Source organism: Paenibacillus sp. FSL K6-1558, from assembly GCF_038002565.1.
GTDB classification, from domain to species: Bacteria; Bacillota; Bacilli; order Paenibacillales; family Paenibacillaceae; genus Paenibacillus; species Paenibacillus polysaccharolyticus.
Map to the genome: position 1 here is coordinate 4,889,383 of NZ_JBBOCV010000001.1, position 25,898 is coordinate 4,915,280.

General features: G+C 45.6%; 21 protein-coding genes. 11 read left to right on the forward strand and 10 right to left on the reverse strand.

Translation table 11 applies throughout. From position 1 onward, the window contains the following. Window positions 1-536: 536 nt before the first annotated feature. Window positions 537-1,895: an amino acid permease gene (locus MHI38_RS21085; RefSeq protein ID WP_154891161.1), complete on the forward strand. Its 1,359-nt coding sequence runs from the start codon at window positions 537-539 to the stop codon at window positions 1,893-1,895. 131 nt (window positions 1,896-2,026) lie between these two features. Here the strand turns inward: MHI38_RS21085 and MHI38_RS21090 are convergent, their stop codons facing one another. Both MHI38_RS21090 and MHI38_RS21095 read right to left on the reverse strand, forming a co-directional pair. Further along, window positions 2,027-3,007, reverse strand: a complete 981-nt coding sequence (locus MHI38_RS21090; RefSeq protein WP_154891162.1) for an alpha/beta fold hydrolase — start codon at window positions 3,005-3,007, stop codon at window positions 2,027-2,029. A 16-nt stretch (window positions 3,008-3,023) separates the two neighbouring features. Further along, a complete protein-coding gene (locus MHI38_RS21095) occupies window positions 3,024-3,638 on the reverse strand; it encodes a TetR family transcriptional regulator (protein WP_154891163.1) in 615 nt (204 codons plus the stop codon). Between the two features lie 330 nt (window positions 3,639-3,968). Here MHI38_RS21095 and MHI38_RS21100 point away from each other — a divergent pair, with 330 nt between their 5' ends. The 3 genes from MHI38_RS21100 to MHI38_RS21110 all read left to right on the forward strand — a co-directional run bounded on the left by MHI38_RS21100 (window position 3,969) and on the right by MHI38_RS21110 (window position 7,946). After that, window positions 3,969-5,276 carry a WXG100 family type VII secretion target gene (locus MHI38_RS21100; protein ID WP_186809774.1) on the forward strand — a complete coding sequence of 436 codons (1,308 nt, stop codon included), beginning with the start codon at window positions 3,969-3,971 and terminating at the stop codon, window positions 5,274-5,276. Between the two features lie 20 nt (window positions 5,277-5,296). Then, window positions 5,297-5,662: a ribonuclease toxin immunity protein CdiI gene (cdiI, locus tag MHI38_RS21105; protein WP_154891164.1), complete on the forward strand. Its 366-nt coding sequence runs from the start codon at window positions 5,297-5,299 to the stop codon at window positions 5,660-5,662. 529 nt (window positions 5,663-6,191) lie between these two features. Continuing rightward, on the forward strand, window positions 6,192-7,946 hold the full coding sequence (locus MHI38_RS21110; protein ID WP_154891165.1) for a methyl-accepting chemotaxis protein: 1,755 nt from the start codon (window positions 6,192-6,194) through the stop codon (window positions 7,944-7,946). Window positions 7,947-8,050: 104 nt separating this feature from the next. On the opposite strand, the gene MHI38_RS21115 is transcribed toward MHI38_RS21110, so the two are convergent. After that, window positions 8,051-8,956 carry a LysR family transcriptional regulator gene (locus MHI38_RS21115; RefSeq protein WP_154891166.1) on the reverse strand — a complete coding sequence of 302 codons (906 nt, stop codon included), beginning with the start codon at window positions 8,954-8,956 and terminating at the stop codon, window positions 8,051-8,053. Window positions 8,957-9,097: 141 nt separating this feature from the next. Here MHI38_RS21115 and MHI38_RS21120 point away from each other — a divergent pair, with 141 nt between their 5' ends. Next, a complete protein-coding gene (locus MHI38_RS21120; protein ID WP_154891167.1) occupies window positions 9,098-10,141 on the forward strand; it encodes a 2,3-butanediol dehydrogenase in 1,044 nt (347 codons plus the stop codon). 198 nt (window positions 10,142-10,339) lie between these two features. Here MHI38_RS21120 and MHI38_RS21125 read toward each other — a convergent pair whose 3' ends face one another. After that, window positions 10,340-10,855, reverse strand: coding sequence for a GNAT family N-acetyltransferase (locus tag MHI38_RS21125; protein WP_154891168.1), 516 nt, complete (start codon window positions 10,853-10,855; stop codon window positions 10,340-10,342). Window positions 10,856-10,978: 123 nt separating this feature from the next. Next, entirely contained in the window at window positions 10,979-11,746 is a 768-nt protein-coding gene (locus MHI38_RS21130) for a helix-turn-helix transcriptional regulator (RefSeq protein WP_154891169.1), read from the reverse strand. Between the two features lie 207 nt (window positions 11,747-11,953). Between MHI38_RS21130 and MHI38_RS21135 the strand changes: the two genes are divergently transcribed. The 4 genes from MHI38_RS21135 (at window position 11,954) to MHI38_RS21150 (ending at window position 18,597) form a co-directional block, all read left to right on the forward strand. Next, entirely contained in the window at window positions 11,954-14,272 is a 2,319-nt protein-coding gene (locus MHI38_RS21135) for a beta-L-arabinofuranosidase domain-containing protein (RefSeq protein ID WP_154891170.1), read from the forward strand. Between the two features lie 693 nt (window positions 14,273-14,965). Next, window positions 14,966-15,697, forward strand: a complete 732-nt coding sequence (locus tag MHI38_RS21140; protein WP_154891171.1) for a hypothetical protein — start codon at window positions 14,966-14,968, stop codon at window positions 15,695-15,697. A gap of 12 nt (window positions 15,698-15,709) precedes the next feature. Then, on the forward strand, window positions 15,710-17,398 hold the full coding sequence (locus MHI38_RS21145; protein ID WP_341181631.1) for a vWA domain-containing protein: 1,689 nt from the start codon (window positions 15,710-15,712) through the stop codon (window positions 17,396-17,398). Between the two features lie 59 nt (window positions 17,399-17,457). Next, window positions 17,458-18,597: a toxic anion resistance protein gene (locus MHI38_RS21150; protein ID WP_090917471.1), complete on the forward strand. Its 1,140-nt coding sequence runs from the start codon at window positions 17,458-17,460 to the stop codon at window positions 18,595-18,597. Between the two features lie 91 nt (window positions 18,598-18,688). On the opposite strand, the gene MHI38_RS21155 is transcribed toward MHI38_RS21150, so the two are convergent. From MHI38_RS21155 to MHI38_RS21170, 4 genes are all read right to left on the reverse strand, one after another. Next, the gene (locus MHI38_RS21155) at window positions 18,689-19,303 is read right to left on the reverse strand and encodes a hypothetical protein (RefSeq protein WP_154891173.1); all 615 of its coding nucleotides are present in this window, start codon (window positions 19,301-19,303) and stop codon (window positions 18,689-18,691) included. A 112-nt stretch (window positions 19,304-19,415) separates the two neighbouring features. Continuing rightward, window positions 19,416-20,135 (reverse strand): YoaK family protein, encoded by a 720-nt coding sequence (locus MHI38_RS21160; RefSeq protein ID WP_341181632.1) that lies wholly within the window; start codon window positions 20,133-20,135, stop codon window positions 19,416-19,418. 123 nt (window positions 20,136-20,258) lie between these two features. Next, window positions 20,259-21,296, reverse strand: coding sequence for a cupin domain-containing protein (locus MHI38_RS21165; RefSeq protein ID WP_090917478.1), 1,038 nt, complete (start codon window positions 21,294-21,296; stop codon window positions 20,259-20,261). Window positions 21,297-21,386: 90 nt separating this feature from the next. Further along, window positions 21,387-21,980 (reverse strand): TetR/AcrR family transcriptional regulator, encoded by a 594-nt coding sequence (locus tag MHI38_RS21170; protein WP_341181633.1) that lies wholly within the window; start codon window positions 21,978-21,980, stop codon window positions 21,387-21,389. 195 nt (window positions 21,981-22,175) lie between these two features. Here MHI38_RS21170 and MHI38_RS21175 point away from each other — a divergent pair, with 195 nt between their 5' ends. Next, complete coding sequence (locus tag MHI38_RS21175) at window positions 22,176-22,934, forward strand: SDR family oxidoreductase (RefSeq protein WP_154891176.1); 759 nt, start codon at window positions 22,176-22,178, stop codon at window positions 22,932-22,934. Between the two features lie 183 nt (window positions 22,935-23,117). Here MHI38_RS21175 and MHI38_RS21180 read toward each other — a convergent pair whose 3' ends face one another. Next, window positions 23,118-24,152, reverse strand: coding sequence for a LacI family DNA-binding transcriptional regulator (locus tag MHI38_RS21180; protein ID WP_154891249.1), 1,035 nt, complete (start codon window positions 24,150-24,152; stop codon window positions 23,118-23,120). A 448-nt stretch (window positions 24,153-24,600) separates the two neighbouring features. Between MHI38_RS21180 and MHI38_RS21185 the strand changes: the two genes are divergently transcribed. Then, the gene (locus MHI38_RS21185) at window positions 24,601-25,890 is read left to right on the forward strand and encodes an extracellular solute-binding protein (protein WP_154984649.1); all 1,290 of its coding nucleotides are present in this window, start codon (window positions 24,601-24,603) and stop codon (window positions 25,888-25,890) included. Window positions 25,891-25,898: the final 8 nt, after the last annotated feature.

Consider the following 25,898-nt stretch of genomic DNA (forward strand, 5'->3'; position numbering starts at 1 on the left):
TTTATGGTTCTGAGGAAAAAATGAAACATTTGATACAGTTCATACAACGCAAAAAGTGGTAAACTTACATTTGAGATTTGAACGCTGTGACGCATCAATGAAATGGAGGGGCAAAAACATGCTCTACTGGTGGTTTGAAGGATTGAATCCCATTTTCGTTGTATTTGTGTTGTGCCCCTTAATCGCTTTTGTTCTGGGCGTCTGCTGGTACGCTACAAAATGGTGCAGCAGGGCGGTCGCATTAGGTATGTCTCTCTTGTTACCTTTATTGTACATCACCAGTAACTGGGCAACTTTCACCGCCAATTTGGGTGCGTGGGTGATGTATGGAGTGGGATATAGCCTGGTTACATGGGGAACATATCGATTACTTTGTACAGTTATGGGGTATAAATCATAGGCATGTCATAAGTTTGGGATGAATTGGCCATACAGATTGGGTGGGCTGTTTCATCATGGATAGGGTATACTGGACTTTATATTGCTCAAAAATAGACAAGGATTACAGACGTTTTTGTACCTCAGGAGGATTTCAATTGGCTCAGACTCAGACGGAAGAATCATTACAGAAAAAATTAAAACCCAGACACATTACCTTTATGGCGATGGGGGGTGTCATTGGGACAGGCATTTTTAAAGGCAGTGCAGGCACGATTGGACTTGCAGGCCCAGGTGTTATTGTAACGTACATTTTTGCCGGACTGTTGTTGCTTGTGGTTATGGCTGCGATGGCAGAGATGGCTACGGTGTACAAGAATAGAAATATGAAAGATTTCGTACAGGAAGCGTTCGGAAGCAGAGTTTCGTTTATAATGGGATGGATGTATTGCTTCTTGTGGTTATCTGTATGTGTTATCGAGGTCATCGCTGCGGGCAGTTTCCTGCAATATTGGTTCGCGGACGTGCCGCTCTGGATGCTCAGTCTGGCATGTGCGGCATTCATTATACTGGTTAATCTGCTCAGCGTTGGTGTGTTCGGGGAATTTGAGTTTTGGCTGGCCGGAATCAAAATTGCGATGATCATTATTTTTATCGTGCTCGGGGCAGGGCTGATCTTTGGTATTATTCCAAGTGACAACACACCATATCTGCAAAACTATACACAAGCTGGCGGGTTCTTCCCGAACGGATGGACATCGATCTTCTCGGCGCTTCTTGTTGTTATGTTCTCGTATGGAGGGTCGGAGCTAATCGGTCTGACCTTGACGGAAACGGAAAATGCGGAGAAAGTGATGCCAAAGATCGTGGGCAATTTCATGTTCAGAATCATCTTGTTCTTCACGTTGCCGATTCTGATTATCTGTGGCCTGATTCCTTGGAATGAGATTGGGCCGGAAAGCAGCCCGTTTGTACAGGTACTGGCATCAACTGGCCTGCCGGGTGCTGCACATATTATGAACTTTATATTGGTGACCGCGGTGCTGTCCGCAGCGAACTCGGGCATTTACGGAGCATCTCGTATGATGCATTCCATGGCTGTTGGCGGGGAAGCTCCTAAAGCACTTGCCAAGACCAACCGCAACGGAAGCCCGATTAATACCTTGCTGGTGTGTACCGTTGTGCTGCTGGCAGGTTCCATGTTAGGGCTGTTTGCCCAAGATCAGCTGTTTAGAGTGTTACTTGCGGTTCCGGGGTTTGTCGTGATTTTGGTCTGGATCTGCATCGCTGCTTCACAGCTTAAATTGCGCAAAAAGTATCCGGTTCAGCCTACATTCAAGGTATGGGGATTTCCATACATCACCGGAGTCGTTGTCTTGATCCTGAGCGTCATTGCTCTGATGTTTGTGTTTGATGAAGGCAACCGGTTCAGTATTAGCATCTGTCTCGGTGTACTTGCATTGCTGACGATCTGGTCTTTGATTCGATTCCGCAAGATGAATAACAAATCAGCTTAAAGAGGCTAAGTAAAAACAAGGTACAGATGATCTCACATTGTTGAGATGTCTGTACCTTTTTTGATAAGCATATCTATGTTGTTTCTTAGAAAAGATGATTTTGATTATACTGCTGACTTTAACAGATTAAATTATTTTCCTACATACTTATCCATAAAACGGTCCACTCTTGCAAAATACTCTGTTGGATAATGATTAATAGCATCAATGTGTTCGGTATTTGCTGGATACCATACCTCTGCATCAGGATTATTCTTCAAGTTCTCATAGATCTTTTCTGAATTTGTATAACTGATCTGTTGATCCCCAGTACCGTGGATGAGCATAACCGGTTTATTTTGCATCTTCTTAACCGCATCCATAGGCGACACAGAATCAAGATCAACGTCAAATGCCCAATTAGCCATCCATGTGGAGGTATAACCGAATGGAAATGCAGGTAATCCAGAGAATACAGGCAGACCCTCCCTTAAAAATAAACCGGCATTCCGAAACGGACTATCCGCTACAACCGCTTCAATATCATCACTTTCACTTGTAGCTAGCAGAGACGTAGCAGCTCCCATAGAGAAGCCAATGACGCCAATATGTTCGCCTACCTGACCTCTGGATTTCAAATAGTCAACAGCTGCAAGCAGATCATATTTCTCACGCAGACCGAGTGTGATCATCTCACCATCGGATTTACCTTGCGCGCTGAGATCAAAGGCCAATATATTATAACCTTTCGGAATGAAATGCTCTGCCAACTTTGGCGTACGTCCTTTGACGAGGCGATTACTTGTATATCCATGCACGACAATTAGCGTTTTGTTACTTGGTTTGTCTGAAGAAGTGTTTGCCGGGAAGAAGGTCCCTCTTATCGTATTATCATTTTTTAAACTCTTGAATTCAACGACCTCATAGGGGGTTTTATCCATGTTCAATTCATAACTGACATTGGTATCTCGTGGATGGTGTAACAGGATGTCTACGACTTTATAAGATATGAAGAATACGACAGTTAAGATAAGTACGAGTGCAATCGCCAGGCTCCATAATCGTTTCTTATGTTTTTTAATGCGATTTTTAAATGTCGAATTGAGTTCGAGTGACGGTTGTTGCTGCTTCATTTTCTTTCCTCCAGTGTTAGTTCTTGCTGTGTTGTACGGGGGCAAACAGATAATAGGCGTGTGCCTTTAGATTTTCCCATTCCGGATGATGAACAATATCTTCTCCGAGTGTTAACGCTACCCCATTTAAGAAAGAGATATAACTTCGTGAGATCATAGCCGGTGAGAAATCTGGGTTGAATTCTCCCAGGGATTGCCCCTTTGCATAAACAGCTTCAATCGTGTCCGTCATTACTTTTATACTGCCCAGAACCTTTTGAGTAAGCTCTGGGAACCGGATTCGCTGTCCCAATACAGACTGAACAAGTCGTAACTCATTGGTATAGAAGTAAATATGGTCGAATTGGTCTTTGACCATATTTTTAAGTAATTCGGCTGGCGTACCGTTTTGTTGGAGCATAGCAAGTGATTTCTTCTGGATATCTTCAAGCGGTTCCAGGACAGCCGCATGAAACAAAGCTTCTTTAGTTTGGAAGTATTGAAATATGGTTCCGGAAGTCACACCGATATTTTTAGCAATAAGAGCCGTTGTGGTGTTTGAGTATCCATTTTCCGCAAACAAGACGACAGCTTCTTCCAAGATGCGCTTACGTCGCTCAAGCCTTTTCTGTTCATTCACAGTTCTAGCCACAAAAATTCTCCTTTCTCTTATCTGCACATTAATTAATTTATTAATTAACTGATCAATTAATTAATAATATAGCCTAATCTATCTTATATGACAATAGTAAGTTTTGAATCGGTGCAGTGGGGGGCATCTAGGTCACAAAGACAGTTACAAATAGGGCGTACTGGGGGTAATAGGAACTAAAGGATTAAGTCAGGAGTCTCTACGAAAAGAATTTCAATCCAGTTATACTGAATCCCATGTGCTGGTGGATGAACTGGCATATATGAAACACAGAATTTTCGTGTAACAACGAAATACATAATTAGAACGATATCGATAACGAGGTACACCATGACAACGATTAAAGTAACCCCGGAACAGCTATTGTCCGTTTCAAAACAGTTCGCTTCAGCCCAAAGTCAGATTGCTCAGATGAATCACATCTTGAAACAACAGCTGTTCGAAATTGAAAGGCAGTGGAACGGGAGCACCAAGGAAAGATTTTATGCTGATTTCATCGCGGCGCAACGAGTGATGGACAACTTCAGTTCACTATCCCTCTCGATTGCCAAAACGCTTGAAGGACATGCGGAGAAGTTCAGACTGGCGGATCAGCAGACTACGCAATCCTACGATGCAAATTGTATGCCGCCTCCACCGAATGAATGCCGGGCTCCCACTGTAGACAATCGTAATGCTTTTCAAAAATCGGTGGATAGTTTGAAAGAACTGGGTACTGGTTTTATGCAGGCTGCAGATGACCGCTACCAGAAGCGTTACGACAGTGTCGGCGGATTTCTGGACTATTGGACGTTTGGTATCCCAAGTGGTCTGGTGGAAGGTTACATGGATAGAGCGGATAAAGCCTTTAATTCTGCCAATGATACAGCCAATTGGTTGACATTTGGCATCCATGGTACAATCCGTGAAGCGATATTCCCCACGAATGCCTGGTCCAGCGAACATTGGGCCAATATGATGGGCATGGGAGGCATGATGGTCGGCGGTGGCCTCACCGCTAAGATGATCAAACCGCATAATTTACTGACCTCGTCAGGAGGCGGCGCCAAGGTTAGTGCGTTTAATCGTTTGCCTGAGGCGGGACGGATGACGGAAAATAGTAAGATCACTCGAACAGGCGCAGAATGGGATGAGTACTTACGTTCAAAATATGGTGATGATAATGTTACATGGGTGAATAAAAATAATTTTGAGTATTTGGACGGTTTTGACGATCATCTAATAAATGCACAAAGTATTGTAAGGAAAAAGAATAAAGGGATTGTCGGAGGTCACAATTTAGAAAGTTTCGAAAGGATTTTAACAGACCAAGGTTGGAATCTTGAGGAACTTATTGTTTCGAAAACACCACATCCTACAATATCTGGAGTCCTCGAGATTGATTATAGAATTCCGGCACTTGATAGGGAATTGAAAGTAATAGCTGATCAGTATAAAAATATTCCAAGTCCTAAGACTGTATATGATCCAAAAGTAATTTCAAATGAACAAATGATACAATGGGGAAAAGAAGCGATGGCGAGTGGAGAGATTGTGGTTAGGGAAATTCGTGGAACAGCATCGAACGGTCTAAAATTCACAGGATATCTTAATGAAAGTGGAAAAGTAACCAACTTCTTTCCGACGATATCAGAATAATGTATAGGAGGATGATTTTGATGAATGCCAAATTAACAGAAAAAGAGTTAATAGATATGTATTATCGACATCTTGAGGGAAAATATTTTTTAGATGCACTTAAAAAATATAGCGTTGGAGAAGGGTATGGTGGTAGTGAAAGTGTTTGGTGTGTTTTTGCTGGTGAGATAGATGAGTGGGAAGAAGAATATTTCGGAGATACGGGGGTTTGTTATTTTTTTGATTATCCTGCGGTAGAGAAAGATCAGACAGTTGTACTGGATTACTCCACTTTTTATCAGTATCTATGGGAAGCCAGTATTGACTATTTAAAGAGTAATCCAAATGTTAAGGATGAGGTTGAAGTTCGACTAATAGAAATCAAGCAAAAGTTTAATATTGCATAAGCTGGGTAGGAGCATACCTAACTCATAGCATTACTTAGGTAGATAAACTAGTTAAACTTATTTTCTATGATTTTTTATGAATAGATATAATTACTTTCATTTTATACTCAAAATTGCAAAAGATTTAGATCTATCAGGTTGATTATGGTCAGATATTTTTCATGATTGACCTTTTATCCGATCAAATCATTTTATGTAGAAAATGAATATACAATTGTTATCTCAGACAGAGAGACTCTCTCGAAACATGACCCACATAAGATGATAAAGTAACTACAGACCTCCAACTACCATGTTGGAGTTTTTCTTTGCCTGAAATCCTCTAAAAACCTCGCTAAATAACTCTTTTTAAAGTCCCTAATACCAAAGCGAATACGGAAATGATAACGTTTTTATGTAAATCCAATATTTTCTTGCGTAATTCGACATATTCGTATACTATTTTCCCATACTTAGTGCTTCAAACATATGTTTTTTGGGTACGGCCTAGTCAAAAAGGCTTGGGTTCGTGGGGAGGAAGAGGGAGCAAATGATCGGTTTTTTCAGGAAACGTCTGGTTGTGCGCATTGCGGCTATTGTTACACTGGTCATTACGATTATAGCTGCGGGAAGTATGCTGACGCAGATCGCTAATGTGAAACTTGCTGCGCAGGGGGCTATCACAAGCTACAATATTCAGATTGCCGAGAGTTATGTGAAGCAATTGGATACAGCATCATATGTGGACTTTGCCAAGGACCCCAAGGAAAATGAGGAGTATCTTCGTATTCGGGATGAATTGGATGATTTTCGAGTGCGTATTGGTGCCATGTATGTGTATTTCGTCAAAATTGACGATAAAGGAACGCCGCTGATCATGGTGGATGGCATGAAGGATGCGGATAAAGCTTCAGCAATTAACGAAGTAACGGACATTCCTGCAGATGCGGTGCAGAAGTTGCTACAAGGGGAAACAGCAAGTTCGCCGATCATTAACAATCCAGAGTACGGTAATTATATTTCTTCCTACGCTCCAATTCTGAATAGCAACGGTACTCTTGCGGGTGTAATTGGTATCGATACAGGGATTTCTGTTATCGGAGGTATCGAAACCGATATTTTGAGATCAAGTCTGCCGTTGTATGTGATCCTACTGCTCGCTACTCTTGCAGGTATTGCTATAGTGATGTGGTTTATCGTTAGAGGACTGCGCCCTCTACATCCGCTGAAATCAAGTGTGGAAAAGATGGCACAAGGTGAGCTTGCCGAAGCTAATCGCATTTTGACAGCCTATCGTTTGAAGAGCAGAGATGAGATCGGAACAACGTATCAGGCGATGATACATATGTCTGGGAATTTAAATAAAATAGTAAGTGACATGGTTGGAGGAGTAGCTTTAACAACCGAATTGTTATCCGAATCCACGAAAGAGTTTAATCGGAGTACCGAAGAGATGCTCGCGATGAGTAAAACAGTGGATCGTGCCGTTGAGGAAATAAGACAAGGTGCGCATACACAGAAGCAGAGTGCAAGTGACAGTGCGCATGCTATGGAAGAGATTGCAAAAGGCATCAACGATATATCTGAATCCTCCAATGTGGTATCGGATGCGGCAACAATGGCGCTGACTACGGCGGAATCGGGGCAGCAACGCATGACGATTATGAAGAAACAGATGGAAAACATCTCTGCAGTATCTGGAGAGGTTACCACGATGGTGCAGGTGTTAAACAACTATTCTACTGAAATTGGTGGTGCACTGCATACGGTACGTGACTTCGCAAGTCAAACCAAACTGCTCGCGCTTAATGCCTCCATTGAGGCTGCACATGCGGGTGAGCATGGAAAGGGTTTTGCGGTTGTGGCAGAAGAAGTGAGGAAACTTGCCGAAGCCTCCAGTTCGTCTATGGAACGAATCTCGGACTTATTACTTCGTATTGAACAGGAGTCACAGCAGATAGGTTCCCGAATGGGGGTTACTGCCCAGGAGATTGGTCAGGGGGTCGTATTTACAACTGAAGCCGAGCAGGCCTTCTCACAAGTCGTGGATGCGTTCCAACTAGTTACCCAGCGTATACAGGAGGTCTCTGCTGCGGCTGAAGAAATTACGGCCGGATCGGAAGAGGCGGCAGCTTCGGTCAACACGATTTCACAGATTTCCGCAGGCGTGTCGGATCACTCGGATGAGATATACCGTTTGATGCAGGATCAATCGGTGATGTTCCGTAAGGTGGCCGAAACGTCTACGATGCTGGAACAGCAAACGAATGAGATGAGTGAAGCGGTGAAAAAGGTGAAGGTGTAAGTGAAGCGCAACTAAATTTAGAGGAAATAAGTAAAGTGCTCCGCCACATGGCGAAGCGCTTTTTTTTTGCTAGGGGCATATAACCTATATACATGGACAGCAGATTATAGATGACCGAGTTCTATCGCTTGTTTGAAACGACGGGCAAATTGTTCTGCCGCAGCTGCAGCCTCCCTGAATTCCGTCTGCACGAAGCCGATCTGCATTTTGGGCTGCTGGATCTCGGTAATTTCGACCATCTTAATTAACCCCTCTTTCCAAAGCGGGTGTTGGTGAAAGGAAAAATCATGCCCAATAGTCGCGGCAATATTACTGGTTAACACAGTGCTGATAGCCTCCGAATTATTGGTCTTAAATAAGATGGATAAAGGCCCATATTCGTAGGTGAACTCCTGCAGAAAATCTTCAATGAAACCGTCCCGATATAACGCTAGATTATACTCTTTTAGTTGCTCTGGAGTCACGCGTGCGTGCTTAGCCAGTTCAGACAGTTGATGGGTGCATACAACAAGCTTGCTCGAATACATCGGTGTAAAATGTAACCCATCCAATTCGCGCAGTTGTTTCGCGTAAATGGCGATAAAGCCCAGATGGGTTTTATTATTGCGGATGTCCTCAATGATCTCCATGGAACCTTTCTCTTCAATCGATAATCTCAGTTGTGAATGATCTCGTTTCATATCTGCTGCCGACTGCACCAAGTAAGGCATAACACTCGGGAAAGTAGCCACATGAAGATCACCGGTCAATGTAGATGTCGTTGCATTTAGTGATTTCAATTCATCAATTCGCTGCAAAATGTCCAGCGCTTTGGCGATAAATTGTTTACCCTCCGGCGTGGGATGAGTGCCTTGTCTGGAACGCTCGAATAGTAGCAGCCCCAGCTCTTTTTCCAGGCGATGAACCGATTGGCTGATCGCAGATTGCGTGACATGAAGATGCTCCGATGCGGCGGAGAACGATTGCGTTTTGGCGATTTCGACAACGTATTCGAGTTGTTCCAGATTCATGCGATCATCCCTTTTTAGCATTAGTATAAGTAATGTTAACATAAGTATCTATAAATATGAATAATGGTTGAATAGCGATATAATATATAGACAAGCAGAACATTCTTGTATTAACAGTTTAGATAAAAGGGGATGTACAGAATGAAGGCAGCAGTGTGGTATGGTCATAAAGACGTGCGTGTGGAAGATCGTGAGGTTCCGGTTGCAAAGTCTGGCCAGGTGCAGATCAAAGTCGAGTATGCCGGAATCTGCGGTAGTGACTTACATGCGTATCATCATGGTGTAGGTATTCAAGAGGGAGAGAATCATCCGCTTTCAGGACAAAAAGCGCCGCTGACACTGGGACACGAGTTTGCAGGAACAGTAAGTGCTCTAGGTGATCATGTAAGCGGTATCAATATTGGTGATCGCGTGGTGGTTGAACCTCTCTACCATTGTGGAACGTGTGAGTACTGTATTCAAGGTAGATACAATCAGTGTACTCAATTTGGTTTTGTCGGATTGAACGCGGATGGCGGTTTTGCCGAATATGTAGTCGTGGAAGCGTATATGGTGCACCCGATTCCAGATCAAGTCTCTTTTGAAGAAGGGGCGCTTGTAGAACCGACTGCCGTTGCTTTTCATGCTGTGCGTCATAGTAAGTTAAAAGTCGGAAATAAGGTTGCTGTATACGGTGCAGGGCCGATTGGTTTGCTGACCATCTTGTCAGCCAAAGCAGCTGGGGCATCTGAAGTGTACGCTGTCGATGTATTCGAAGATCGTCTGGAACTGGCGGCTAAACTTGGCGCAATTCCGGTAAATAGCAGTAAGGTGGATGCAACACAGGTCATTACGCAGCAATCCGGTGGAATCGATGTCGCGTATGAAGCAGCTGGCGTGCAACCGACGATGGACAGTGCTGTGTCCGTGATTAAAAAAGGTGGAGAAGTTGTGGTGATCGCCGCGATTCCGAACCCGCTTCAAGTGAACTTCTTCGACATGTTGGTAAAAGAAGCGAATCTGACCGCCACATTGGCGTACCGACATATCTTCCCTGAGGTCATCTCACTCATTGCTGAAGGCGCACTCGATGTGAAGCAGGTAATCACCAAGAAAATTAAGCTGCATGATGTTGTGCAGGAGGGACTTGAGCTGTTGATGAGCGACAAGAGTCATGCGAAAATTCTGATTGAGATTGGCGGTTAAGCTCAGGTTCAAGATGCTAATCTTTTGTAACGTTATGATATCAAGTTTAAACAAAGAGGGCTGTTCCTCTTGTCATCTACAGATGGCAGGAGAACAGCCCTATGTTTCATGTTTATAAAGAGACGTAACATTCTCCAGAATGCACTATTACTTTGGATAAGCCTGGTAAGTCCGTATTATATGTCGTCCGTTAAGACTTTATTTTATCTCGTAACGATAACAGATTACCTGCCCTCCGCCCTCCACGGGACTAAGCTCCTGATCTTTAATAAAGCCAAACCGCTCATATAACCGAATGGCATTCACCATCTGACCACCGGTATAGAGATAAACTGCATTTTTGCCCAGCTCCTTCGTGGATTCCACACACCGCTGAAGCAGTTCACGGGCAATGCCATGTCCTCTCCACTCGGGATCAACACCCAGCAGACGAATAAACGGATAATCAATCGGCAGATCAAAATTGGGAGAGGCTTTATGTGCCGTTTCAAATAACTGAACGGTACCGACAATCCGATCTTCGATCTTGGCTACCCATAATTCAGTCAAGTATGGATTGTCCACGGATTCGCGGATATCTTTCAGGTAGGCTTCCCAACGATCCGATTGCTCAAACGAGCTCTGGTATTCCGCGTAACTGGCAACCAGAATGTCAACAATCTCAGCATGGTCAGCTGGGGAAGCAGGATGAATCGTAATGGCAGCCGTCGTCATGTCTAAATTCTCCTTTTCTTATAAGTAAAGTGGGGAATGATATTTCCTTGCATTATAACACAGTGAATTCAAACCGATATATTAGAATCTTCTATAAGTGATTTCAACATTTCTATATCTTTTTTACAACCGATTCAGCTGTGTACTGTATAGATGGTTGCGATATTCGGTTGGCGTACTGGCCTCGTGTTGTTTGAAGGTACGCAGAAACAGCTTGTAATCACTAAAGCCGCATTGGGCTGCAATCTCTTTCACACTGGCATTGGTGTTGAGCAACAGTCGTTTGGCACGGCGCATGCGTTCGGTGAGGATATACGTTTTGAGTCCGATTCCCTTTTCCCGCTTCACCATTTTGGAAATGTAGTCCTTGTTGAAATTAAAGTTCTCCGCAATCTCACTCACCGTAATATTCAGATGCAGATGGATATCGACCCACTTACAGATATGATCCACCACGGCGTTATGCTGGCGATAGTCTGAGCGCAGGTTACGTTCCATTTCTTTGAGAAGTAATAGCGCAGCAGCATCCGCCTCTTCGGACGAGAAGGAAGATACATGCAATAACTGCTTGAACAGTTGATTTGCCATAGAAGGAATCTGAATGGTTGAAAGAGTTGGAAAGTCACAGAATAAGCCAGGTGCTGTACCGTAATGTATCCAGTAGAAGCTCACAGGTGCGTCACTAATCTGGTAACCATAATGCGTTCGGCCCGCCTTTAAAAATAAAAGATCATCCGCACGAACAACGTATCGTTTGTCCTCCTCCGCAATATACATCTCACCTTCCAGCATCAAAATGATCTCATGAACCGGCATGCTTCGACGCATATGGCTCCAGTTGCCCTCTGATATGAATTTTCCACATAAATAGTGCTCCAATGGTTTTGACATAGGACGGATTTATCCACCTTTTCTTGGATTCTGAGTCTGCTGTAACTGTAGTTTATTTGATAATATGAGGACATTCAAGGGTGAAAGCTAGATGGCAGAGATAAGTTCTAGCCGGAGTGGAACACGGATTTTATCCTTTATCTCTAAATACAGCCCTACTAAAAGAAACCATTTGAAGTTATTTCATATGCCAAAGGAGCGAGCCACATGATCGATACGAGAAAAGGATTTCTGGGCCCCTCACAGGTTAACTTGCTGAAAGGTCCATTTCAAACGTCACAACATATCGGTGAACGTTACTTGTTATCACTGGAGATTGACCGCTTTCTGGCTCCATGTTATGAAGCCCACGGATTAACACCTCGCAAGGAACGATATGCAGGCTGGGAGGCACGCTCGATTAGCGGACATTCCCTCGGACATTACATGTCGGCTCTCGCGGTGACGTATCAGGCGACGGGTAATTCTACTTTAAAGCAAACGCTCGATTATGCTGTGAATGAACTGGCGGCAATTCAACAGACGACGGGCAGCGGATATGTCGGGGGTTTGTCTGAGGAGGCTTTCCGTATGGCTTTTCGCGCGGAGAACATTGGCGGATTTAACATCGGTGAATATTGGGTTCCGTGGTACAGCGTGCATAAAATCTATCGTGGTCTGATTGATGCCTATCAAAAGACGGGCAATGAGCAGGCTCTTGAGGTGGTTGCACGTTTTGCGGATTGGGCAGTGACGGGACTGAGTGCCATGACCGAGGAGCAGATCCAGACGATGCTGATGTCTGAGCATGGCGGGATGAACGAAGTGTTTGCCCAATTGTACGGGATTACAGGAAACTCAGCCTATCTGAGGGCTGCCCGTCAATTCACGCACCAACTCATTCTGGAACCGCTGGAGCAGGAGCGGGATGAGTTGCAAGGAAGGCATGCCAACACGCAGATTCCCAAGGTCATCGGCGCAGCCGAAATATACAATCAAGACCCTGCACGGACATCATACCGGACAGCGGCACAATTTTTCTGGGATACAACCGTGAAGCATCGTTCTTATGTCTTTGGCGCGACAAGCATATCCGAGCATTATGAAGCAAAGGGCATGGAGAGCCTTGGCATCAAAACCGGGGAGAGCTGCTGTACGCACAACATGATGCATCTGACCAAGCAGCTGTTTGCCTGGAACCGGGACAGTGCCTACATGGACTATTATGAGAACGCGGTCTATAACCATATCCTCGGCACGCAAGACCCGATTACGGGCAACAAAACCTATTTTGCCTCCACTCTGCAAGGGCATTACAAAATCTACGGCACACGTGATACGGCTTGGTGGTGCTGCACCGGATCAGGCATGGAGAACCCGGGCAAGTATGCAGAAGCTATCTATTATGAGGATGAACAAGACTTGTATGTGAACCTCTACATCGCTTCCGAGCTGGAGTGGGCATCACAGGGACTGAACTTAAAGCTGGAAACGGACTTCCCCTATTCGGAAAAAGCAATCCTGACAATCACCGAAGGCAGCGCCTCGGCTTGTCTAAGACTACGCGTGCCGTCCTGGCTTCAGGAGCCGATGACGGCAACCGTAGGCGGGGATTCGGCCCAGTCGTATACACGTCTGGAACCCGGCTATCTGTCCATCGATCGCGCTTGGTCAGCGGGCGATACGATTACTATTACGCTGCCGATGGCACTGCGTAAATATACAGCACGGGATGATGCCCACAAGGTGGCATTCCAGTATGGCCCGATTGTGTTAGCTGGTGCGCTTGGAAGTGAAGGACTTCCCGAGGATACCATTATCGACGAAACTGCACTGAATCCAAAAACAGCTCCCGTACCCGTTATCCAAACGGAAGAAGAGGATGTGAGCAAGTGGATCAAGGTTGTCGATAAAGAGAAGCTTACATTTGAGCTTAGTGAGGAAGTGACATCTACAGGTGAAGCGGTGAAACTAATTCCGTTTTATGATGTGCATCATGAGTTCTATACGGTGTATTGGGCGTTGAATGATGAAGGGGATGCGCTGGAGAAAGCGTTAAATGATATCACCATCGATAGCGTGCAGCCGGATGGTCAGCAGGATGAGATCGGGCATCAATTGGAGAGCAACTGCCGCAGGGAGCAATATAATGGCTCCGGTACAGACGGACGCAGCAGGCTGTATATGTGGCGTGAGGCTTACGGAGTAAACGAAGCAGCATTCGGCTACCGCTTGGCTGTCGAGCCGGATGCTCTGAATCATTTGTGCGTAGCCTATTGGGGCGGGGACTATCTACATTTTGACCGAGAGGGTATCCGGTATGAAAGGCAGTTTAGTATTTTGGTGGAAGATGTAGTTGTAGGGGAACAGCGCATTCATATGAACAAGATCGGCGAAGTATTCCGTGTCAGCTATGAGATTCCGGAAGAGGTCACCAGAGATAAAGAGAGTGTGAAGGTAACATTCCAGGCAATCGGGGACGACGGCTGTGCGGGAAAAGTGACAGAGGTTCGTACAACACGTAGCAGACCGGATTTTTGCGTGTGAGCGTCCAGTAACAACAAATCATCTGTACACCAAATAGCATCATCTGTGATCATTAGCTTGTTGAGTAAGTGAGTAGGTGGATTCAGATGTGAGGAACAATAACATACACAAGACGAAATGGGAGTTATCGCCGTTTCGTCTTTTTGGTATGCAATTCCCTGACGAAAACTCCTTCTCGCACTCCATCATGCTCCAGCCCGCTAAGACAAGTCTATATAAAAAATGACACGTAACCTGATTTTCCACGTATTACCGGATAACATTTCATTTACCACTAACGCGCCTCCGTAGTTCCTGGTTGTCCAGCAGTTCTTCTAAACAGCAAGTTGTGAAGCTCGTTCTGTTTTGTCCGTGAAAAGGATAATGGGATAAGCTCTATCCACGTATATTACTATGAAGAATACTGCTCCGACATCATAGCTTATGGAGTACAGTACCAATACCAGCGCGAGTTCTCTTTTAAATATCTGGCAAGAATCATTAAAAGATCTTTCAAATCCACTGGAAGACCACTCGAACTTCAAGTCAAACATCTACTTTATAGCGCTCTAATATTAACGTAAATATCCCTTCCATTTTCCAATCCTATCCACCTGAGAGCGTTCACATCATGTACAATAAGAAGATGAGAGACAGGGAATATACGACATTTAATCCTAATATCTAACATGAAAGGAGGCCTTAGGATCGACCATGACCAGGTACATACAATTGTTTGGGCTCATCATCGGCATCGTGGCCGTGAATGTTCTGGCCTTCTCCCCGGGTTTTGCTGGACTTGGATTCGGAGAGAATGCGTTCCAGACCTCACTTTCCGTGACGCTACTCTTCGGAAGCGTACTTGCACTTTTCTATGGCAGTTACAATGTATTGTTCAAACAGCCGGTGGTTTTACCCGTGAGACAGATCGAAACCCATGAAGATTATGTAGAAGCTTTATCCTTTTACAGACGCATCAAAATCCTTGAAGAAGATATTACGCTGGGGCTGTCCCAACTGAACCGGATGAAAAAAAAGAAAGAGACATTGATGAATGTGCTTCATCAACGTTTTGACCCCGGCGAGCTGAGTTTTAAGAAATTCGCTTCGGTCACGGAAGAGGTAGAGAAGCTGTTATATCTGAACATTCGCAGCATACTGAATCGACTGAACGTCTTCGATGAAGCCGATTATGCCAGCATGATGAAAGCCAAATCGCCTGCGATCCCGCAGAGGATTTTTCAGGAGAAAACGAAAGTGTACAACGATTACCTGACCTACGTGAAGGATTCACTTCACACGAATGAAGAGATTTTATTGAAGCTGGATCAGCTGTTGCTGGAGATATCGCGCCTGGACAGTGTTGAAGCTGGAGATATTGAGCAGATGCCTTGTATGCAGGAGATTGATCAGTTAATCAAGCACACCAAATTATATAGACAGTGAGGGGTTGCACCTATGGCAAAGAAGGGAAAGTTTTTTCTCATATCCATGATCATGTTAGTCCTAGTATTTGGTCTCGTTTATGGAGGAATCACACTGACATCGAACTTTGGCAAGTCTACCACACAGGTCACGACCGAAAATGCAGGTAAGGAACTTGGCAAATTGTACGCGGACATTGCACCAGCTACGGCGGAACCGGTGAAAGGACAGATTGATCTTGATCCGGTTGATGTTGCAGAATCCCTTCCGGACATTTCCAAATTCCCGGTTACAGTGGAGAACACCACCAATGATTTCGTCGAAATTTTCTCCTCCACCGAGAAGTCGGGTAGTGGCGTGGATGGATGGTTAACCGAGGTCGCAAAGGCATTTAACCAAGCGAACATCACGGCCGGCGGCAAACAGGTATCGGTCAAAATCCGTAATATTGCTTCCGGTACCGCAACGGATTACATCAAGTCCGGTAAGTATGTGCCCGATGCCTTCACCCCGTCCAATGAGTTGTGGGGCGAGATGGTGGAAGCCAGCGGAGTGAAGACGAAGCTCATCTCGAAGCGGCTTGTTGGCAACGTACCGGGAATCGTCATCTCCAAAGCCAAATATGATGCACTGGTGAACACCTACGGCTCTGTAAATGTCAAAACGATAACCGAAGCTATTGCCAATAATGAGCTTACGATGGGCTATACCGACCCGTTTGCCAGTTCTACAGGACTGAACTTTCTGGTTACCGCATTAAATACGTATGACAGCGCGAATCCGCTGGGCGAGAAAGCCATTCAAGGCTTTGAAAAATTCCAGGCGAACGTGCCATTCACTGCATCCACCACGATTCAGATGAGGGAAGCGGCCAAGTCGGGCAGACTGGATGCCTTTGTACTGGAGTATCAGACCTATGTGAATACAGCTGATCTGAAGAGCGGATATGTGTTTACCCCATTCGGTGTAAGACATGACAGCCCGCTATATGCTCTTGGTCAACTGCCGCAGAACAAACAGGAGATCATCCAGAAGTTTGCTGATTTTGTCACGCAAGAGCAGTATCAGAAAAAGGCAGTAGAGTTCGGATTCAACGGCCTGCAAGATTACAAATCCGAGTTGGCTACCGTAGATGGTGGAACATTGCTGTCCGCGCAGAAAGTCTGGAAAGAGAAGAAGAACGGCAGTAATCCAATTGCCGCTGTGTTTGTAACGGACGTATCCGGGAGTATGGCGGGGGAACCGCTTAACCGTCTCAAAGAATCTTTGCGCAAAGGCCAGAAGTATCTCGGTACCGACAACAGCATTGGCTTGGTTTCTTACTCCAGCGATGTAACCGTGAACCTGCCGATTGCCAAATATGATACGAACCAGCAATCCATGTTTGTCGGAACGGTGGATAGTTTGCAAGCAAGTGGGGGAACAGCGACATTCGACGGCATCGTGGTTGCAATGAAAATGCTGGAGGATTACAAAGCAGCCAACCCTAACGTGAAACCGCTGATTTTTGTTCTGAGTGATGGCGAGACGAACGAAGGACATTCGCTCAAAGATATTCGAGACCTGGTGGAGACGTACAAAGTGCCGATCTACACGATTGGATATAACGCCGACATCAAAGCCCTGGAGAGCATCTCCAGCATTAACGAGGCGGCGAGCATTAATGCGGACACCGACGATGTTGTCTACAAAATCGGAAACCTGTTTAACGTACAGATGTAAGTCTATATTAATGTTCAGATGTAAGCAGATACGGATGTAACTAAAAGGGGGAACTGTGAATGTCGTTTACGATGGAAATACCGAGCCAGAAGGAAATTCAGAAGGTGATTGAAGAAGAGATCAAACCGGTGCCCGCCGAGGTCGCGGAACTGCAACAGGTAGCAACTTCGAATGTGGATATGATTATGAACCTGGACCTCGAATCTCTGGAGAAGCGCAAAGAAATTTTGCAATCCATCGACGGCTTTGGCATGAACACCATGCGATCCTCTTCCGAGAAAAACGCTCTGCTTCAAGTCTCCGTTGGACATCTGTCCAAGACGGGAGACGAGGGCGGTCAGGTCGCCAAAGGCTTGACCGAGCTGCATATGCAACTGAAGGATCTCGACCCGAGCGTGGTCGATTTCGCCAAAACAGGCTTTCTGGGCAAGCTGTTCAACCCGCTGCGCGCGTATTTCCTCAAGTACCAGAAAGCCGACGCCGTCATCGCCGACATTGTCGTTTCACTCGACAAGGGCCGTGCCACGCTGCGCAATGACAACACCACGCTTGAGATCGAGCAGCAGAGCCTGCGCGAACTAACCAAGCGGCTTCAGAAGGAGATCCAGCTTGGTATGTTAATGGATGAATCCATTGATACACAGATTGAGACAGCCAAGGTTCGCGGGGAAGACCCTGAGAAGGTGCGGTTTATTACCGAAGAAGTATTGTTCCCGCTCCGTCAGCGTGTTATGGATTTGCAACAGATGCTGGTCGTAAACCAACAGGGAATCATGGCGATTGAAGTGGTCATTCGCAACAACAAAGAGTTAATTCGTGGTGTGGATCGGGCGAAAAATGTGACGATCTCCGCGCTTAAGATTGCAGTCACCGTTGCCAGTGCACTATACAACCAGAAGATCGTCTTGCAGAAAATCGAATTGCTTAACCGTACCACGAATGATCTGATCGCTGGCACATCCAAAATGCTGAAGGATCAGGGGACAGCGATCCAGAAGCAGGCTTACGAGGCAAGTATCTCAGTGGATACGATGAAGCAGGCTTTCACGGATGTGCTGTCTGCCCTGGACTCGATTTCGGTCTACAAACAAGAGGCTTTGCCAAGAATGCGAGAGACCATTGGTCAGTTCCGTGAACTGGCGGAGAGCGGGGAACAGCAGATTCAACGATTAGAAAAAGGACAGAAGCTTGGTCTGTAATTAATCCATGAGAATAACTAGAAAAAGCAACCATTCCCTAATAACTAGTTAAGGATGGTTGCTTTTTTTTTGCAATAGTCGCATGCAGGTATTACTCGTACCCAATTTTGTCAGCATACGCTAACAATGAATCAGTAACTTGGTCAAGAATAACATCGGCAGCTTTAACTTTAGCATTACCTTGTTGAAGGATCGTGTAGTTCACTTTGTTTTTGGAAACAGCTTGTTTGTAAAGCATATAACCTTCAAGCTGCATATAAGTTCCTTTGATGAAGGAGGTATGAATTTTTTTGATTTCTGGGTTGTTGGATTGGATCAGTTTTGCTTTGGAGACGAATTTGGTATAATTCGGAATTACCGTATTCGTTAGCTTGAGAAACATCGATTTTCGATTCGCTGAAGATACGGTGCCACCTACACTACTTAAGGAATCAATGGCTTTAGATTCATAGGACCCGATAGCAAAAATCTGATCAAGATATTGTTTTAATTCCGCTTTTTCCTGAATAAACTCATCTTCTGCCTCAGGCTCTTCTGTATCGTCTATTAAATCTCCTTCAGATTGATATTCGTCGTCAAACTCGTCCTGTTCCCAATATGTAGAGAATTCTCCTTTGGCAGCATTGGCTTGAGGAGCAGGAAAGAGAAGCACCCCGCCAAGCAAAATGAAACTGGTCATTAATGAGATAATACTTGATTTTTTCATGTGAAATGTCACCTCCTTTTATCTTATTTCTGCACTCCTCTATAGTATACATGAAGCCGAGTGGGATTTCCTAGAACTAAAGGTGAAAAACGGTTGGCCCTTTTATTCAGGGTCAACCGTTTTTCAGACGTTGCATATAAACGACATAGGGGATAACGAGGACAAGAAACAACAGAGCCGCAATGAGGGATAGGAGCAGACCGCCATTAACGAGCATCCAGGCGCCCAGTGCCGCGCCAATGACAAAAATAAACCAGGACAGTGCCAGCACAGCCCACTCGGACGCGGGAGCTTTGCCACGTACAGCTTTGGCCAGAGCCTGACCGATCCCAAAAAGCGTACCCGATACAAAGCCTTTGCCTACATCTGCATGTGCAACCATCTGGTGCATCGTATTTTGCATGCCCATCGCCATAGTGAGCGGGAATATAATATAATGCGTGTGGAACAGGAGCGACAACAGGATTGCGAAGAGAAACAATACACACTCCATGCCCAAAATAAGGGTCAGATGCCATTTCCTCCATGACTCTGTAATGAAAGTGCCGACAAATGCCCCTGCAATAAATAAAAGAACGACAGTCCCTGTCGTTGCCCATAACGCATAATCTGCTTCAAATAGAGCGATGCCCAGCTTGGTGCTGTTGCCGCTCATGAAGGATAAATACACTTTACCCAGCCCCAAATATCCAATGGAATCGATGAAACCGGCAAGCAATACAAGAACGGAAGATAACAAAAGCCGGGAAAATCCCGGCTCTAAACGTTCTACCGTGTGTCCGATACTCTCGTTGTTAACGTTCGGGGAAGACGAGTCATGTACGGAATGCATAGGCATCTGTCCTCCATTTTCAGATAACCGTCAGGTTCGCTTCTTCTCGCTTAAGTCGCCATTCCCTTAACTGAGCTAATCTCCGGGAATGAACCTTGCGACACTCACGTATAGCCTTCTTGGTTATTTTCCCTTGTTCTGATCGGGTGCAATAAACAGCGTATCGTTAGGAAGCTGTTCTGCCTCATCACGGGACATGCCGAGATTCGTGGAGAGCACGTCTACCGGGTTGCCTGCGATCCATTCACTAAGATCAATGGCTTCATAGTGTCCGCTGTTGAATCCAATCAGTACACGGCAGACGTCATCACCCGTGTTTTTGATATAATGCCCCGCACCCATCGGAGCGTACCCGACATCTCCAGCTTCGAATTGTTCAGTGACAGCCTGCCCTTCGGCGAGAAATACCGTCATTTCGGCACTGCCACTAATGTAATACTGCCACTCATCCGCATTGGGATGCCAATGCAGTTCCCGCAGAGCACCTGGTTGAAGCTCGATCAGAGAACCCGCCATCGTGGTGGAGATGGGGAAATCTTCGACGGTTACCGTACGCTGCGTACCGCCACCTGGCGCGCGGCGTGGCTGTTTGGCATGCAAGGGATAACGATGCGGCGTGGTCAGTTCAGAGTTACGGCGATAAGTCGCAGAGGAGGAACTGTCATCGGGTACCGGGCCTTTGGCAAAATAGGCTTCGCCCTGATTGAGCTTGGCTGCTTGTTCGAGGGAGATACCAAGGTTCTGTGCCACGATATGATCCGGTGTCTGAGTCAGAAAGTCGGTAATGCTGAACGTATGATCCTCCGAAAAATCCCCATTGTCGAAAATCAAAATGAAATGGCATTCGTCCGGCCCGAGTCCCTGGATGGAATGACCGTATCCGCGTGGGAAATACCATACATCTCCGGGTTCAAAGGTATCGGTATACGCGTGTCCGTCCGGATGGATAACGGTGGTACGACAGGAACCGCTGATCACATATGCCCACTCGGCCGCATTGGCATGCCAGTGCAGTTCACGCATGCCGCCTGGTTCCAGGCGCATGGATACTCCCGCAATACCGATAGATGCGGGGAAGTCATGAACCGAGGCTCCGCGAGTGATGCCGCCGGGACCGGTCCGAGGTTCTTTTTGCTCAAGACGATACTTGAAAGATTTCATCATCATTCCTCCTGCTTCAAATTTGAATTCACTAGACAATGTGTAAATAATTGAATAATAACTATATTATTATACCCATATTTTGAGAAATTATTCAGTTTTTAATCGTTGTGCGGGCGTATAATGAATAATTTTGAATAACTCTTCCGCCATGTAGGTGGGACTGTGCTTGAAATCCTGTCTAATCCACTCCATGATCATGCCAAATATGGCATGAGACTGATAGCTTGCGAGCAGTTCCGGGTTAATATGGGGCGGGAAAATATGATTCAGATCCTGTAAAGACAGATCCCGCAGCACATCACAGATCATACGCTGAAAGCTGGAAGAAGCTTCGGATTGCACAACGAGGGTGTAAAATTGGGCGTGCTGATGCACATGTTCGAAGATGGTAATAGCGGAAGAGGGCATAAGACCCACCTGAAATTCCTTCATTCCCTCATAAGGCTTGCGAAATGAAGTCACCAGATCCTGAGTCACATCATGCAGGATTTCGTTGAACAGGTCTTCCTTGTATTGATAATGTCTGTAAAAGGTTCCCCGATTCAGATCAGCTTGCTGCACAATATCCGAGATGGAGATTTCCTTGAAATTACGCTTCTGCATCAAATGAAGGAGGGCTTCCTTCAGGACGGCTTTGGATTTTCGGATTCGTCGGTCCATGGCGTCTGATGTTTCAGGCATTGGAATTCCTCCCGAGTGATATTTATTAAAAGATAACGTACAAACAGGTGAGAGCCTGTTGTTTAACGTACATTTGGACAGGCTTTTACTGATTGTATCGAAAAGCTATGACTTATTATACTAAGGATAAGAGATAATGAACATTTGTTTGTTATCTTTATGTAAACGAATACATTTTAAAGGAGGAATAGACAAATGAAACTTCAAAATAAAGTGGCCATTGTCACAGGGGCAGGATCAGGAATGGGCAAAGCCATTGCCACATTGTATGCACAAGAAGGAGCCCAGGTCGTTGTTTCCGATATCAACGAAGAAGCTGCTCAGGCTGTCGTTCAAGAGATTCAGGCGAACGGTGGAGAAGCCTTCGTTCTTCTGGCTAATGTAGCGAAAGAGGAAGATGTACAGCAACTTATTGATCAAACGGTGAGTAAATACGGTACAGTAGACATTCTGGTCAACAATGCGGGGATTATGGATGGGATGGAGCCAGCTGCGGATATTAGCGATGAGCGGTGGGAAAAGGTTTTTGCGGTGAACACAACAAGTGTGATGCGAACCACACGCAAAGTGCTGCCAATTTTCCTAGAGAAACAGCAAGGGGTTATTGTGAATATTGCTTCAGCAGGGGGCTTGCACGGTGGACGGGCAGGAGCGGCATATACCGCTTCCAAACACGCTGTGGTGGGCTTTACCAAAAATACAGGATACATGTATGCCGAGCAAGGTATTCGTTGTAATGCCATTGCACCCGGAGCGGTTGCGACTAACATCGGGGCATCCATGACAGGTATTAACCCGTTCGGTGCGGGACGGCAGCAGCAGGGGATGGCGATCAACCCGCGAGTAGGAACGAGTGAAGAGATTGCCAAAGTGGCTCTGTTCCTTGGATCGGACGAGTCCAGTTTTGTAAATGGGACTGTCATTACGGCTGATGCAGGCTGGAGTTCGTATTAATTTGTTGGTAAATTAATTGTGCTTAGGAACTGGAAATAGTACTGACGCTTAGCAAGGATAGGGAAATAAAGCAAAAGAAAAGCCGCAGAAATGCGGCTTCTTTGGCATCTGTGCTCATCACAGATCTTGCCTGAGTTGTTAAAGGACAAACGTTTGCACTTCCCAAAAGATGAGGTAGAGCGCTTAACTCAGGAAGGGCTTTGCCTTCAAATATAGGGAGGACTCACGTACAATCAGGCGGTGCGGGATAATAACCGGGTTCTGAGCGAGAGGCTCGTTGCCAAGAATTTTTAGTAAAACCTGAACTGCGGTATACCCGAGCTGGTATGTGCCAATATCAATGGAACTGAGCGGAGGTGAAGCAAGTTCGGACAACGCGATATTGTTAAAACTGACCACACTGATATCCTCAGGCACTCGATATCCCAGCTCCGCAAGTGCTCTTAACACACCGAAAGCGACATTGTCATCGATAACTACAATGGCGGTAGGCCTGTCGGGCAGCGACATAAAAAGGGACATTGCCCGGAAGCCGCTTTCCTGTAAGAATTCACCCTCCACGATCCAGTCGTTCGTTGCCGTTAATCCGGATTCTTCAAGAGCCTTCCGATATCCACGCATGCGATCATGCGATAACGTAATATCAGGCGGGCCGCTCACAAAGCCGATGCGTGTGTGTCCCTGTGCAATAAGATGCTGCGTTGCATCATACGCGGTCTGCACATTATCGTTGTCGACCATAGGGGCATTCGGATGTGTCTCACTTCGGCCAATGAGAACAAACGGGAATTTTTCCTCTTCGAGAAAAGAGATGATGGGATCGTCCCGTTTGGAACCGAGCAACAGAATACCGTCGACCCTGCGACCATGCACGAGACGGGAAATGGCCTGTAATTCATCATCGGAGGACGTCTCGGTGGACAGCAGTAACTCATAGTTGTTACGAGTCGCGTGGGTAATAATGCCGCGCAACAACTCTCCAAAGAAATAATTTTGAAAAAGCTCCTCCGCAGGACGGGGCAGCATAATTCCAAGCGTCTGTGTTGTTTTGGATACAAGGCTCTTAGCCATCATATTGGGATGATAATTAAGTTCTTTCATAATTTGTTTAACTTTAAGAGATGTTTCCGTACTGATTCTGGGATGGCCTGAAATCACCCGTGACACTGTAGAAGGGGAAACACCCGCCAATTTGGCAATATCCTTGATCGTAATCATGTAAAAAACCCCTTCTGATTCAATCATTTCAACATTCTCCTATGGTAATGCAAAGGGTACCAGAAATCAATTGTTAACTCGTTAACCCGGAATGCAAGTGGAGCAAAATAAAGGAAGATAGAGTTAGATCAAGGAAATAGGAAATTACTGTGAACAAAATTCAGGATATGGTTAAATTTGAAGGAATACAGCTTGTGCAAACGTTTGTACAAATAAAGTTCGGTATTGTATGATGTGGTATATATTATAGCGCTTACATCATTGTTTTTACATACTTTTAACTTATTTACCCCTACATATCGAATGCATCAGTGACATTGTGTTTCATTTTGGGCAAACGTTTGTACAACGATTCACATGGAACACAAATCCTGACAATCTACGGCGTTTAAAGGGTGAAAAGCGCAAAATTTTCTTGAACTACACAGAGGGAAAGGGGACATTTCACATGAGAAAATGGCAAGGCACAGTTCTGTCCATCGGAATGGCTTTTACACTAGCTGCATGTTCAACCGGAGGAGGAGGAAGTTCTACTCCTGCAGCGCCAAGTGATAATCCAGAGGATACCGTGCAGCTGACTGCTGAGAATCTCCAGCCAGAAGAGGGCGCAACACTGGTCATCTGGGAGGATAAAAACCAGAGTAGCTTTATTCAGCAACGAGTCAAAAAATTCGAAGAAAAATATGGCGTCACGGTCAAAATGGAGGAATTACCGCCAACAGATCAGGTAACCAAGTTAACGACGGATGGCCCTGCCGGGCTTGCTGCGGATGTCGTTGTGTTCCCGCATGACAAGATTGGAAGCGCCTCGGAAGCAGGACTTATTTTGCCTAATGATATCTTCGAAGCTGAGACCACAGCTAATACCAGCGAGAATGCGCTGAAAGCGGTGACGTTCAAAGACATTTTATACGGATATCCGTACAGCGTCGAGACGTATGCCCTCTTTTACAACAAAGCCTTGTACCCCGAAGCACCGAAAAACTTTGATGAAATTATCGATTTTGCCAAAACGTTTAACAATACCAAATCCAATCAGTATGCGCTGATGTGGGAATTACAACAATTCTATTATAACTATGCTTTCCTAGCGTCTCAGGGTGGATATATCTTTGGGGACAACGGGATGGATAGCAGTGACCTCGGTTTGAACAACGAAGGAGCGCAGAAGGGGGGAGAATTCCTCCAAAAGCTGAAGGCTGAGGTGCTGCCGCTCAAGATGGGCGATGTGAACTACGATATCAAAAAGGGATTGTTCTCCAGCGGCAAGCTGGCCATGGATATTAACGGACCTTGGACCATTGCCGACTATCGCAACGCCGGAATTGATTTTGGAGTTGCTCCGCTTCCCGCTATTGATGGCAAGCCAATGACTTCCTTCTCGGGTGTGAAAGCCTATTACGTCAATGCGTTTACCCAGTATCCTAATGCTTCCAAGTTGCTGGCTGCATTCCTCTCGAACGAAGAAGCCCAGATGGAGAACTTTGACATGAACGGTACACTTCCGGCGAACAAAAATGTGGCGGCAGACGCCAAAGTACAGGAAGATCCGATCAACAAAGCCTTCCTTGAACAATTCAACAACTCGACACCGATGCCTTCCCTTCCAGCCATGGACAGTGTATGGGGACCTATATCGTCAGCTATTACAGATATTTGGGATAGCGGCAAGGATGTGAAAGCCTCCCTTGACAATGCTGTGAAACAGATTAAGGAGAGCCTGGCAACCACACAATAATGACGAAA

Coding starts and splice junctions, on each gene's coding strand:
- MHI38_RS21090 (WP_154891162.1), bottom strand. CDS start 3,007: ATGAAGCAGCAACAACCGTCACTCGAACTCAATTCGACATTTAAAAAT.
- MHI38_RS21100 (WP_186809774.1), top strand. CDS start 3,969: ATGACAACGATTAAAGTAACCCCGGAACAGCTATTGTCCGTTTCAAAA.
- cdiI (WP_154891164.1), top strand. CDS start 5,297: ATGAATGCCAAATTAACAGAAAAAGAGTTAATAGATATGTATTATCGA.
- MHI38_RS21110 (WP_154891165.1), top strand. CDS start 6,192: ATGATCGGTTTTTTCAGGAAACGTCTGGTTGTGCGCATTGCGGCTATT.
- MHI38_RS21115 (WP_154891166.1), bottom strand. CDS start 8,956: ATGAATCTGGAACAACTCGAATACGTTGTCGAAATCGCCAAAACGCAA.
- MHI38_RS21120 (WP_154891167.1), top strand. CDS start 9,098: ATGAAGGCAGCAGTGTGGTATGGTCATAAAGACGTGCGTGTGGAAGAT.
- MHI38_RS21125 (WP_154891168.1), bottom strand. CDS start 10,855: ATGACGACGGCTGCCATTACGATTCATCCTGCTTCCCCAGCTGACCAT.
- MHI38_RS21130 (WP_154891169.1), bottom strand. CDS start 11,746: ATGTCAAAACCATTGGAGCACTATTTATGTGGAAAATTCATATCAGAG.
- MHI38_RS21135 (WP_154891170.1), top strand. CDS start 11,954: ATGATCGATACGAGAAAAGGATTTCTGGGCCCCTCACAGGTTAACTTG.
- MHI38_RS21140 (WP_154891171.1), top strand. CDS start 14,966: ATGACCAGGTACATACAATTGTTTGGGCTCATCATCGGCATCGTGGCC.
- MHI38_RS21145 (WP_341181631.1), top strand. CDS start 15,710: ATGGCAAAGAAGGGAAAGTTTTTTCTCATATCCATGATCATGTTAGTC.
- MHI38_RS21150 (WP_090917471.1), top strand. CDS start 17,458: ATGTCGTTTACGATGGAAATACCGAGCCAGAAGGAAATTCAGAAGGTG.
- MHI38_RS21155 (WP_154891173.1), bottom strand. CDS start 19,303: ATGAAAAAATCAAGTATTATCTCATTAATGACCAGTTTCATTTTGCTT.
- MHI38_RS21160 (WP_341181632.1), bottom strand. CDS start 20,135: ATGCATTCCGTACATGACTCGTCTTCCCCGAACGTTAACAACGAGAGT.
- MHI38_RS21165 (WP_090917478.1), bottom strand. CDS start 21,296: ATGAAATCTTTCAAGTATCGTCTTGAGCAAAAAGAACCTCGGACCGGT.
- MHI38_RS21170 (WP_341181633.1), bottom strand. CDS start 21,980: ATGCCTGAAACATCAGACGCCATGGACCGACGAATCCGAAAATCCAAA.
- MHI38_RS21175 (WP_154891176.1), top strand. CDS start 22,176: ATGAAACTTCAAAATAAAGTGGCCATTGTCACAGGGGCAGGATCAGGA.
- MHI38_RS21180 (WP_154891249.1), bottom strand. CDS start 24,152: ATGATTACGATCAAGGATATTGCCAAATTGGCGGGTGTTTCCCCTTCT.
- MHI38_RS21185 (WP_154984649.1), top strand. CDS start 24,601: ATGAGAAAATGGCAAGGCACAGTTCTGTCCATCGGAATGGCTTTTACA.